The organism is Candidatus Pantoea persica, assembly GCF_013753875.1.
GTDB lineage: Bacteria > Pseudomonadota > Gammaproteobacteria > Enterobacterales > Enterobacteriaceae > Pantoea > Pantoea persica.
The window spans coordinates 59,943-71,292 of record NZ_SMDS01000020.1; the positions used below are offsets into that span (position 1 = coordinate 59,943).

At 60.8% G+C, this 11,350-nt stretch carries 7 protein-coding genes and 6 pseudogenes; 5 read left to right on the forward strand and 8 right to left on the reverse strand.

Annotation, left to right across the window (positions count from 1 at the left end):
* Positions 1-81 precede the first annotated feature (81 nt).
* From EIO60_RS12790 to EIO60_RS12805, 4 genes and pseudogenes are all read right to left on the reverse strand, one after another.
* A pseudogene (locus EIO60_RS12790) lies at positions 82-839 on the reverse strand (Dyp-type peroxidase).
* Positions 840-856: 17 nt separating this feature from the next.
* A pseudogene (locus EIO60_RS12795) lies at positions 857-1,499 on the reverse strand (RpoE-regulated lipoprotein).
* A gap of 76 nt (positions 1,500-1,575) precedes the next feature.
* A pseudogene (locus EIO60_RS12800) lies at positions 1,576-1,943 on the reverse strand (DUF2919 family protein).
* Positions 1,939-2,364, reverse strand: a complete 426-nt coding sequence (locus tag EIO60_RS12805) for a GNAT family acetyltransferase (protein WP_258577012.1) — start codon at positions 2,362-2,364, stop codon at positions 1,939-1,941. Before EIO60_RS12805 ends, EIO60_RS12800 begins: the two are co-directional and overlap by 5 nt.
* 332 nt (positions 2,365-2,696) lie before the next feature.
* On the opposite strand from EIO60_RS12805, the gene EIO60_RS12810 reads away from it, so the two are divergent.
* Positions 2,697-3,368: an N-acetylmuramoyl-L-alanine amidase gene (locus EIO60_RS12810; RefSeq protein WP_258577013.1), complete on the forward strand. Its 672-nt coding sequence runs from the start codon at positions 2,697-2,699 to the stop codon at positions 3,366-3,368.
* An 84-nt stretch (positions 3,369-3,452) separates the two neighbouring features.
* Positions 3,453-4,376, forward strand: a complete 924-nt coding sequence (hemF, locus tag EIO60_RS12815; RefSeq protein WP_258577014.1) for an oxygen-dependent coproporphyrinogen oxidase — start codon at positions 3,453-3,455, stop codon at positions 4,374-4,376.
* Here hemF and EIO60_RS12820 read toward each other — a convergent pair.
* Positions 4,371-4,851 (reverse strand): annotated as a pseudogene (locus EIO60_RS12820) (phosphate acyltransferase); the annotation flags it as partial. The gene hemF and the pseudogene EIO60_RS12820 sit on opposite strands and share 6 nt — an antisense overlap.
* 489 nt (positions 4,852-5,340) lie before the next feature.
* Here EIO60_RS12820 and tal point away from each other — a divergent pair.
* From tal to ampH, 3 genes and pseudogenes are all read left to right on the forward strand, one after another.
* The gene (gene tal / locus EIO60_RS12825) at positions 5,341-6,291 is read left to right on the forward strand and encodes a transaldolase (protein WP_258577015.1); all 951 of its coding nucleotides are present in this window, start codon (positions 5,341-5,343) and stop codon (positions 6,289-6,291) included.
* A gap of 68 nt (positions 6,292-6,359) precedes the next feature.
* Positions 6,360-8,360: a transketolase gene (tkt, locus tag EIO60_RS12830; protein WP_258577016.1), complete on the forward strand. Its 2,001-nt coding sequence runs from the start codon at positions 6,360-6,362 to the stop codon at positions 8,358-8,360.
* A gap of 181 nt (positions 8,361-8,541) precedes the next feature.
* A pseudogene (gene ampH / locus EIO60_RS12835) lies at positions 8,542-9,447 on the forward strand (D-alanyl-D-alanine-carboxypeptidase/endopeptidase AmpH).
* On the opposite strand, the gene EIO60_RS16885 reads toward ampH, so the two are convergent.
* The 3 genes and pseudogenes from EIO60_RS16885 to nudK form a co-directional block, all read right to left on the reverse strand.
* Complete coding sequence (locus EIO60_RS16885; RefSeq protein ID WP_258577017.1) at positions 9,444-9,965, reverse strand: DUF1176 domain-containing protein; 522 nt, start codon at positions 9,963-9,965, stop codon at positions 9,444-9,446. The pseudogene ampH and the gene EIO60_RS16885 overlap by 4 nt on opposite strands.
* Entirely contained in the window at positions 9,965-10,486 is a 522-nt protein-coding gene (locus EIO60_RS16890; protein WP_258577093.1) for a DUF1176 domain-containing protein, read from the reverse strand. The genes EIO60_RS16885 and EIO60_RS16890 overlap by 1 nt, the downstream gene beginning before the upstream one ends.
* 231 nt (positions 10,487-10,717) lie before the next feature.
* Positions 10,718-11,303: pseudogene (gene nudK / locus EIO60_RS12850) on the reverse strand (GDP-mannose pyrophosphatase NudK).
* Between the last annotated feature and the right edge of the window lie 47 nt (positions 11,304-11,350).

The window sequence follows — 11,350 nt, forward strand, 5'->3', positions numbered from 1 at the left end:
ATTTCAAAGTCGAAAATGGCATAAGACGCCATATACGCGCGACAGGAAAGCAGCGGGCCGCTGGCGGCGACCCGCAGAGGGTTACAGCGCCTGCAGCTGCGTCAGCGACGGCGCGTAGAAGTAGAAGTAGCTGCCGCTGACCGGCCGGGTAAAGCGCAGCATGGCGTCGAATTTGCCGTCGCGCTCGCCGAACATGCTCAGCAGCTGCTGCTCGATATTGTAGAGCTGCGCCGCGCAGGCGAGAAAGTAGAGGCCGTGTTTGCCGCTGGCGCCGCCGTAAGGCAGGCTATGGCGCAGGATTTTCAGCCGCTTTCCCTCCTCTTTAAGGTCGACGTGCGCTAGATGCGAGGTCGCCAGGCGAGCCTCGCCCTCCAGCTCTTGATTGTCGACTTTGGTGCGGCCGATGATCGCCTCCTGCATCTCCACCGCCAGGCGGTTCCACAGGTTGAGATTGTGCTCCCAGCGCTGGGTGAAGAGATAGCTGCCGCCCGCGTCGAGCCCTCGGCGATCAGCGCCACCGCGACGCGCTCCGCGCCCTGCGGATTTTCCGTGCCGTCAACGAAGCCTGAGAGGTCGCGATCTTCGATCCAGCGAAAGTCCTGCACCTCTTCCTGTACCGCGATGGCACCGCCTGCGCCAGCGAAAAGTTGACGTCATGACGCAGCGACTGGATATGGATCAGCAGATCGCGCTGGGTGGCGGGCGCGACGCCCTTGCCCAGCGGCTGAAAATCCTTCAGCGCCGGCGCACACCGCCGCGATGTCGCCCTGAACGTTGGCCTCCAGCCAGATGGCGAAACGGCGGTGTTCCAGCAGAATACCGCTCTGGTAATCAGACATTGCTATGCTCTCCGTTATCAAAGACTTTTCGCCCGCATCATACCAGAAAGCCGCATGGCGCAATCGCCCGAGCTTGGCTTCCAGCTTTTCAGCACCTCGTCGGATGGCATCAGGCCATCCGGTCCGTGCCGCTCGCCGCTGTAAGCGTAGGAGAGGTGCTGGCTGCCGGGCGCGCGGCATTCGACGTCGTGGCCGCTGCCGCCGGCCGCCAGCCTGCAGTTGTTGAAGGCTTTGCTGAACCTATCGCTAAAGGCGTCACCGATACGCGCGCCGTCCTATGCGGGGATATCGCTGTCCATCACCTCGATACGCTCGACGCTGCCGCCGCCGCTGATCTGCAGTTTGACCTAGCCGTCATCCAGCGCCTGCCAGAAGGCGATCACGTCCCCGTTATCGCTGCACATGCCCTGACGCAGTTTGTAGTTGCCCTTCAGTCCGTCGCTGATCGCCTCTTCTGCGCATCGCCGTCGCGCTGCCGACGCCCTGCTCAGTCGCGGTCAGCGAGGCGCCAAACCAGTTCCACGGCAGCGACGCCGACCATTGATAGCTCAAGGGGTTATACCAGCTCACCGTGGAATCGGATGAGGAACCGCCGCCGGAGCTGACGCAGCCGCTGAGCAGCGCGGCGGCCACCAGCAGCAAAGTGGGTAACGCTTTCATGAAAACTCCTGTTAACACTGTGCCGAAAAGCAGAACTCCTTGGAGTCGCCCGTCGGCAAAAAGTTTATTCCGTCAGTTAATGTTGCGGCAGAAAGCAGTGGCGCAGCCTAGCGTTGACCATCAGCCACAGCAGTGCCAATCGGTCGAACAGCATCAGCATCAGCAGCCAGGGCGAGCTAAGCAGATCGCTCGCCGCCATGCCGCGCGCCTGCCAGCCGAGATTCACCGCCAGCGAAAGCGCCAGCACCCAGCGCCAGCCCGAGCTAGAACGCCTGGCTATCGAGATAGAACAGCCCAGCAGATCGTTGCCCTGCTGGCGCGACGCGCCCGCCATCAGCAGCAATAGGTGCGCGCTAGCAGCAGCAGGATCGAACAGAAAAGAAACGGCAGCCGCAGCTGCCCTTTCGCATCATATTCCTCCGGCGGATAGTTCACCGCTTCAATACTCGCGATCTTCAATCAGACGCTTGCCGAGCAGCAGCGAATCGACCTGCTCGTAATCGAGCTTTTCGTAAAAGGCGACCACCTGATCGTTCTCTTCGCGCACCATCAGGTTGATTTTGGGGCAGCCGCGTGCGATCAGCTTCTTCTCCAGCCGGTTCATCAGCGCGTTGGCGAAGCCGCGCCCTTGGTAGTCGGGATAAACGGCCAGATAGTAGGCGCTGCCGCGATGGCCGTCGTAGCCGCCCATCAGCGTGCCGACCACCTCGCCGCCCACTTCAACAACCAGGAAAAGATCCGCGTCATGGTTCATCTTGCGTTCGATATCCAGCTCCGGATCGTTCCAGGGGCGTAACAAATCGCAACGCTCCCAGAGCGTGATTACCTCTTCAAAATCTTCCTGGCGGAAGGCGCGAATTTCCATCGTTTTTACCTTGCAAATAAGCACAATTTGCTGATTATCACGCATTCGGAGCCGCGCGCAACCTGCTTAACGCAGCGCGCCGGAAAAAGCGGCAAATTTCCTGTTAGCAACCTGACATACAAAGTAAAGCCCTGAAAGGGTTGCGGGGTCACGGCGAACAAAACGTTACGATATAGTACCTTGCACGATTTTCGCTAATGGACCTGCACATGCAAAAACTCGTCCTGCTCAAGTGCCTCACCAACTGTCGCCAGCTGCTGCTCTCCAGCCTCGCACTGGCGATTCTCTCGCCGCGCGCCATTTAGGCGAAAGAGGAGACGACGACGCTGCACGTGGACCCACGCCAAGCCCTTCCCGACCCGCCGCAGAACAGCGGCAAGCGCATCGTGATGATCGATCCCGGCCACGGCGGCATCGACTCCGGCGCGGTGGGCGGCGAAGGCTCGGAGGAGAAGCATGTGGTTCTGGCGCATCCCCGTATTGAGGTGCGCCTGACGCGCGACAGCGACCACGTTATTCCCCTCTCTACCAGCGCGTCGAAATCGCGCATCAGCACGGCGCCAGCCTGTTTATGTCGATCCACTTTATGTCGATCCACGCCGACGGCTTTACCAGCCCCTGCCAACGGCGCCTCGGTATTCGCCCTGTCGAACTGCGGCGCCAGCAGCGCCATGGCGTGCTATCTGTCGGATAAAGAGAATGCGGCGGACAAGATAGGCGGCGCACAGGTCGAGCAGCAGGATAACTATCTGTATCAGATCCTGTTCGATCTGGTGCAGACCGATACCATCCGCAACAGCCTGACGCTGGGCAAGCATGTGCTGGATCAGATCCGCCCGGTGCACCATCTGCACAGCGAGCACACCGAGCAGACGGCGTTCGCCGTGCTGAAATCGCCCTCGATCCTCTCGGTGCTGGTAGAGACCTCTTTTTACCAACCCGCGCGAAGAGCAGCTGCTCGGCACCACCGCGTTCCGGCAAAAAATCGCCGCGGCGATCGCTAGCGGTATTACCCGCTACTTTGATGAGTACGATCGCTGCAATGGTCAGGTATAATTGCGCCACATTTTTGCCAAAAGTCGGATCTCATGCCCGATATTTCCCGCGTAAAAGCCTTTCTGCTCACTCTGCAGGATACGATCTGTAATCAACTGGCGGCGGCCGACGGCGGCGCGCAGTTCGCTGAAGACAGCTGGCAGCGCCCGGGCGGCGGCGGCGGCCGCAGCCGCGTGCTGCGCGACGGCGCGCTGTTTGAGCAGGCGGGTGTAAACTTTTCGCACGTGCATGGCGATCGCATGCCCGCGTCGGCCACGGCGCACCGCCCGGAACTGGCGGGCCGCAGCTTCGAGGCGATGGGCGTTTCGCTGGTGATCCATCCGCACAGTCCCTATGTGCCCACCAGCCACGCCAACGTGCGCTTTTTTATTGCGGAAAAGCCCGGCGCCGAGCCAGTGTGGTGGTTCGGCGGCGGCTTCGATCTGACGCCCTACTACGGCTTTACCGAAGATGCGGTGCACTGGCACCAAACCGCGTTCGATCTCTGCCAGCCCTTTGGCGACAACGTCTATCCGCGCTACAAAAAGTGGTGCGACGACTACTTCTACCTGAAACACCGCGACGAGCAGCGCGGCATCGGCGGGCTGTTTTTCGACGATCTCAACACGCCCGACTTCGACACCAGCTTTCGCTTTATACAGGCGGTAGGCGAAGGCTTCCCCGACGGCTATCTGCCGATTGTTGAACGCCGCAAAGCGCTGCCGTGGGGCGAGCGCGAGCGCCAGTTTCAGCTCTATCGCCGCGGGCGCTACGTCGAGTTCAACCTGGTGTGGGATCGTGGCACGCTGTTCGGCCTGCAGACCGGCGGCCGCACCGAGTCGATTCTGATGTCGATGCCGCCGCTGGTGCGCTGGGAGTATGACTACCAGCCGGCGCCGGACTCGCCGGAAGCTGCGCTGACGCGCGACTTTCTCCCGGTGCGCGACTGGCTGAAGGATGACGCCTCCCCGCTATAGCGGCTGCGTTTGCGCTTCGACGACCGCCAGCGCCACCATATTGACGATGCGCCTGACCGAGGCGATGCGCGTCAGCACATGTACCGGTTTGCTGATGCCCATCAACACCGGGCAGACGGTGACGCCTTCGGAGCTGGAAACCCTTAGTAGGTTGTAACTAATGCGCGCCGCTTCGACGTTGGGCATCACCAGCAGGTTCACCGCGCCCTTCAGCGGACTGTCCGGCATCAGCTCGCGGCAAATGCTCTCTACCAGCGCCGCGTCGCCGTGCATCTCGCCGTCCACTTCCAGATGCGGCGCGCGGCGCTGAATAATCGCCAGCGCCCGGCGCGTTCGAGGTGCTGAAGCTGGAGTGCGACAAGAGCGCGACGCGCGGCTCAATGCCGAAACGGCGCACCGTTTCCGCCGCTAGCAGCGTCAAATCCGCCAGCTGTTCCGGCGTCGGATCCTCATTGACGTAGGTGTCGGCAAAGTAGGCCAGCGCTATATCGCGCTGGGTGGCGAGAGGTTTAGTGGGCGAAATCTGGATCTTTCCCGGGGTGGGATACTGATGAAAATCCAGCGCGCTCTGCCTGAGTTGCTCGTCCAGTGTCGTTTCCTTTTTTCAGCTTCAGTGCGCAAGCAGTATAAAAGTTAGACAGAATGGAAAACGTTGGAGGGACCGCGATAACGCGGATTGCCGTATGATAAGATCATCGGGCGGAAAATGCGGTTCATCCGGCAGAAACCGTCAGTTTTGCTAATCTTTGTGATGAGCGATTTTCGCCCCCCCGGCTGGCTGACAGGATGTTGCAGCGTGCTCTCCCTGTTTGGCGTCACGCTGTTTTCGCCGCGTGGGGCCCAGATGAGTTCAGCCCATAGTAATAATCAGAAAAAGAGTATATTCAACGTCGAACACCTGATGCACTGTATTGCAGGGTGAAATCATTTGCATTAAAAGAATTGATCATCAAGGAGTTAAAAGATGAACCAGCTAGAGGCTTTAAAACAGTTCACGACCGTTGTGGCGGACAGCGGCGATATCGAATCCATCCGCAACTACCATCCTGAAGACGCCACCACCAATCCCTCTCTGATCCTGAAAGCCGCTGGCATCGAGGGCTATAAGCACCTGATCGACGACGCCATCGACTATGCGAAAAAGCAGGGCGGCAGCAAAGAGACGCAGATTATCAACGCCAGCGATAAAGTGGCGATTAACCTCGGTATGGAAATCCTGAAAAGCGTACCGGGCCATATTTCGACCGAAGTGGATGCGCGCCTCTCTTTCGATCGTGGCATGTGCGTCACCAAGGCGGAAAAACTGGTTCGCCTGTATGAGGAGCACGGCATTGACCGTTCGCGCATTCTGATCAAGCTAGCCTCCACCTGGGAAGGCATCAAGGCGGCGGAAGAGCTGGAGAAAAACGGCATCCACTGCAACCTGACGCTGCTCTTCTCCTTTGCGCAGGCGCGCGCCTGCGCCGAAGCGGGCGTGTTCCTGATCTCCCCGTTTGTCGGCCGCATCTACGACTGGTACAACAGCCGCAAGCCGCTTGACCCGTATGTGGTGGACGAAGATCCAGGCGTGAAATCAGTACGCCGCATCTACGACTACTACAAAAAGCACCGTTACAGCACTATCATCATGGGTGCCAGCTTCCGCAAGGTTGAGCAGATCGTCGCGCTGGCTGGCTGCGACCGCCTGACTATCTCCCCTAACCTGCTGGAAGAGCTGCAGAACAGCGATGCGCCGGTTGAGCGCAAGCTGGAGCCATCCACCGAGGGCTTCTACCAGCCTGCGTCGCTGTCTGAAGCGGAGTTCCGCTGGGAGCACAACCAAGATCCGATGGCGGTAGAGAAACTTTCCGACGGCATTCGCCTGTTTGCGGTCGATCAGCAGAAACTGGAAGACGTGCTGGCCGCGCGCCTGTAGTTGCTGCCTGTTTAATTCGTCGGGCGGGTCATCCGCCCGCACTTCTGCTAACACGAAGGGAGAACCCTATGTCATCACGCAGAGAGTTGGCGAACGCGATTCGTGCGTTAAGTATGGATGCGGTACAAAAAGCAAACTCCGGACACCCGGGCATGCCGATGGGCATGGCGGACATCGCCGAAGTGCTGTGGCGCGATTACCTGAAACACAATCCTACTAACCCAGCCTGGGCCGACCGCGACCGCTTTATTCTGTCGAACGGCCACGGCTCGATGCTGCTCTATAGCCTGCTGCATCTCTCCGGCTACGATCTGCCGATGGAAGAGCTGAAAAATTTCCGTCAGCTGCACTCGAAAACCCCGGGTCACCCGGAAATCGGCTATACGCCGGGCGTGGAAACCACCACCGGTCCGCTGGGCCAGGGCCTGGCCAACGCCGTGGGTCTGGCGATCGCCGAGCGCACGCTGGGCGCGCAGTTCAACCGCCCGGGACACGATATCGTCGATCACTTCACCTATGTCTTTATGGGCGACGGCTGCTTGATGGAGGGGATCTCCCACGAGGTCTGCTCGCTGGCGGGCACGCTGGGTCTCGGCAAGCTAATCGGCTTCTACGACCATAACAGCATCTCTATCGACGGCGAAACAGAAGGCTGGTTCACCGACGACACCCACAAGCGCTTCGAATCCTATAACTGGCACGTAGTGGGCGAAATCGACGGGCACGACGCCGAGGCGGTGAGCCGCGCGATTAAAGAGGCGCAGAGCGTCACCGACAAGCCGTCACTGATTATCTGCCGCACCATTATCGGCTTCGGCTCGCCGAACAAAGCCGGTAAAGAGGAGTCGCACGGCGCGGCGCTGGGCGACGCGGAAGTGGCGCTGGCGCGTAAAGAGCTGGGCTGGACCGCGGCGCCGTTCGAGATCCCGCAAGAAATTTATCAGCAGTGGGACGCCAAAGAGGCGGGCGCCGAGCGCGAGCGCGCCTGGAATGAGAAGCTGGCGGCTTACAAGCAGGCGCATCCAGAGCTGGCGGAAGAGTATCAGCGCCGCATGAACGGCGAAATGCCGTCGACCTGGGAGAGCGAGACCCACAAATTTATCACCGAGCTGCAGGCCAACCCGCAGAAAATCGCCAGCCGCAAGGCGTCGCAAAATACGCTGGAGCATTTCGGCTCGCTGCTGCCGGAGTTCCTTGGCGGCTCGGCGGATCTGGCGCCCAGCAACCTGACCATCTGGTCAGGTTCGAAGCCGATCAAAGAGGATCCGGCGGGCAACTATATTCACTACGGCGTGCGTGAGTTCGGCATGACCGCCATCGCCAACGGCATCGCCCACCACGGCGGCTTTGTGCCCTACACAGCCACCTTCCTGATGTTCGTCGAGTATGCGCGTAACGCTGCGCGTATGGCGGCGCTGATGAAAGCGCGCCAGATCATGGTCTATACCCATGACTCTATCGGCCTCGGCGAAGATGGCCCGACGCACCAGCCGGTCGAGCAGCTCGCCAGCCTGCGCCTGACGCCGAACTTCAGCACCTGGCGTCCCTGCGATCAGGTTGAGACGGCGGTGGCGTGGAAGGCGGCGGTCGAGCGCCATCACGGCCCGACTGCGCTGATCCTGTCGCGTCAGAACCTGCTGCAGCCGGAGCGCTCACTAGATCAGGTGCAGAACATCGCGCGCGGCGGCTATGTGCTGAAAAATTGCGACGGCACGCCGGACATCATCCTGATCGCCACCGGGTCGGAAGTGGAAATTACCCTCGGCGCGGCGGAGAAGCTGACCACCGACGGCCACAAGGTGCGCGTGGTGTCGCTGCCGAGCACCGACGTGTTCGACAAGCAGGACAGCGCCTACCGCGAGTCGGTGCTGCCTTCGACGGCGCGCGCGCGCGTGGCGATCGAGGCGGGCATCGCCGACTACTGGTACAAATATGTCGGCATCGACGGCAAGATTGTCGGGATGACCACCTTCGGCGAATCTGCGCCGGCGAGCAAACTCTTCCCGGCCTTCGGCTTCACCGTTGAGAACGTCGTCGCCCAGGCGGAGTCGTTACTCAAGCCGGTATAATGCATTGGCGCCTTCCCGTACCGGCGGGAAGGCGCGCTTCTCTTCAAAGACCGAAACAGAAAAAAATCCGCACCGCCCCCCTTCACCGCTTGCGTAAACCCATTACTCTATAAGACCTTTCCCGTTTCTCTGCCCGGATGCTTCCCCGTTGAAAAAACGTACGCCCTATTTAGCCGCATTAATGATTTCGCTCTTTCCGCTGGCAGGCAAGGCGCAGGTCGCGCCCGATCCGCTGCTCGCCTCGCAAATCGTCGATCGCTACGCCGAGCATATCTTTTACGGCAGCGGCGCCACCGGCATGGCGCTTGTGGCGATTGACGGCAATCAGAGCGTCTTCGCCAGCTTTGGCGAAACCCGGCCGGGCAACAATGTCCGACCGCAAAAAGATTCCCTGATCCGCATCGCCTCGCTCAGCAAGCTACTGACCAGCGAGGTGATGGTGAAAATGGCGGAGCGCGGGCAAATTCGCTTTGACGACCCGCTGAGCGGATATGCGCCGGCGGGCGCGCGCGTGCCGAGCTATGCCGGAGAGCCGATCCGCCTGATCAACCTCTCGATCCACACCAGCGGGCTGCCGCGCGAGCAGCCCGGCGGCAAGCCGCATAGTCCGGTCTTTATCTGGCCGACGCGCAGCGAGCGCTGGGACTGGCTCGCCGGCGTGAAGCTGAGGGCCGCGCCGGGCACCGACGCCGCCAACTCCAACCTTGGTTATGATCTGCTGGATGACGCGCTGACGCGCGCTGCCGGCATGCCCTAACCCGGCGCTGCTGCAGCAGCTGATTACCCGTCCGCTGGGCATGAATGACACCACCTTTACGCCGTCGCCGGAGCAGTGCGGCCGCCTGATGGTGCCGGAGAAAGGCGTCACAGCCCCTGCCACAATACGCTGGCGGCGATCGGCAGCGGCGGCGTCTACTCCACGCCGGAAGATATGGGCCGCTGGATGCAGCAGTTCCTCAACTCGGCGGTCAACCCGCGCTCGCCGCTGACGCGCTTTACCGCAATGAGCGACGGCGTTAACGATATGCTGGCGGAGCTGGTCGGCAACCAGAACGGCTCTCCGATAAGGGTACAGGCGATCCGCTAGGGCGACGCTTCGGGCGACGACCGGGAGACCCACAGGGTCAGCCAGTCGTCGCTGCTGTGCCAGGCGTCGCAGGTCGACTCTTCTGCAGACTCCGAAAGGGTAAAATCGCTGCCGTTGAAGCGCCAGCGCGTGGCGGTGCTGCAGTCGCCCAGTCCGCGTCCTTTACTGAAGGTGTAAAGCTGTCCGCTGCTGGTGTCATATTCGGCGTTGATCAACTCCAGCTGGCGTTCGCCGCGCGGCGGCGTAAAGGGCAGCGTCAAGCTGATGCCGCGCGCAACATAGGGCGCGCTGCGCGTCACCTCAAACGCCAGATCGATCACGTTATACGCCCCCACTTCACAGCTCACCATCAGCAGCGCCTTGCTGTCAGTTAAGGGCGCGACGTTGACCTCGCGCTGCATCGGATCGAGCAAACAGGAATCGGAGTTGATGCGCCAGGTGCCGTAATCGAGCAGGCCGCTGCGTTTCGCTGCGCGTCGGCGCGGCGGGCTGCGGCGGCGCGGGGGGGAACATCCCACTACGTGCGCGAGCCGCGCTTTATCCAGGCGCTCATGCCGTTTACCCTGCCCTGCACGTCATCGATCAGCAGCAGCGCCGCCTTCTGGCCGTGCAACGAGACGGCGGCCTGCGCGTTATAGGTCAGCTGTATGGCGTCCGCGTCGAGAATCTGCGCTAGGAACTCGTCGATAGCGATGGCGTTGCTGGTGGCGAGGTGGTGAGGCTCTACTGTCCAATGCTTCAGATCGGGACGCAGCCGCCGCTGATCCAGCAGCAAATTATCCTGCAGTGGCGCGCCGGGCACTTCGCCGCTGTAGGCGCTGCCGTAATCGATGCGCAGCAGCGGGCGATCGCTGGTGCCCGCATGGAGGGCAATGGTCATCACCAGCCCTTTATCGCCCGGAATATTGCGCGCCACGCAAAATCCGCCGTTATTGCAGGTCACCTGCCAGTCGGAAAATGACTTTTGCAGTGGATCGGCTTTTGCGCCGGCAGCGAAAAGGAAAGGCAACAGCAGCAGTGTCTTCGTCCAGGTCGACATCAAGAAAAACGGTCCCCAAAATCTCAGAGTGGAGATGATAGCGCAACGGCCGGGCGTCAGGTGGCCTGAAACTGTGACTCCGTCCGGAAAGCGCACTTAACTGCTGCAAAAGCATACGATAACTGGGCGCGGCGCGCGAGGGACTTGCCGCTTTCATCATCGGTAGCGCGCAGGCTGACCTCAATCAGATTAATCGGACAATGTGGCGCAGGCGCCGGGGCGCCCGCCCGGTCAGGCGGTGAGCCAGCCGGCGAGCTGCGCATGCTGCTGCTGCATAATGGTTTTACCGTCGCGGATACGGCCATCCTTCACCATCGCCAGCGCGTCAGGGAAAGCCAGCTCCAGCACGTCGATATACTCATCTTCTACTCCGCCACCGGCGTTGTCGCACAGCGCGTCATTATATTCGGCGGCGAAAAAGTGAATAAGCTCGGTGACGCCGCCCGGCCACATATAGGCTTCGTAGAGTTTGGTTACCGCGCCTACCGTGTAGCCGGTCTCCTCGCTCGCCTCTTTGCGGATGCAGTCTTCCGGCGTGTCGTTATCCAGCAGTCCCGCGCAGGCCTCAATCAGCATGCCGTCCGCGTTGCCGTTAACCCAGGTCGCCATGCGAAACTGCCGCGTCAGCACCACGCTGTTTTTGTCGCGGTCGTAGAGCAGGATGGTCGCGCCGTTGCCGCGGTCATAGACCTCACGGCGATGACGCACCACTTCGCCGCTTTTGGTGGCGATCTCATAGGTATACAAAGTAGTTATCGGAAAGCAGCTTATCTTTGATAAGCGTGATGTTAGCTGACGTGGTGGCTCCACTGTGGATTTAGAGGAGCCTGCCATCATAGGCGGAAGCAAGAGGGAAAACTATCT

Excerpts from the sequence above, each read along its gene's own strand:
- EIO60_RS12805 (WP_258577012.1), bottom strand. The coding sequence starts at position 2,364 with ATGGAAATTCGCGCCTTCCGCCAGGAAGATTTTGAAGAGGTAATCACG.
- hemF (WP_258577014.1), top strand. The coding sequence starts at position 3,453 with ATGCCCGATATTTCCCGCGTAAAAGCCTTTCTGCTCACTCTGCAGGAT.
- tal (WP_258577015.1), top strand. The coding sequence starts at position 5,341 with ATGAACCAGCTAGAGGCTTTAAAACAGTTCACGACCGTTGTGGCGGAC.
- tkt (WP_258577016.1), top strand. The coding sequence starts at position 6,360 with ATGTCATCACGCAGAGAGTTGGCGAACGCGATTCGTGCGTTAAGTATG.
- EIO60_RS16890 (WP_258577093.1), bottom strand. The coding sequence starts at position 10,486 with ATGTCGACCTGGACGAAGACACTGCTGCTGTTGCCTTTCCTTTTCGCT.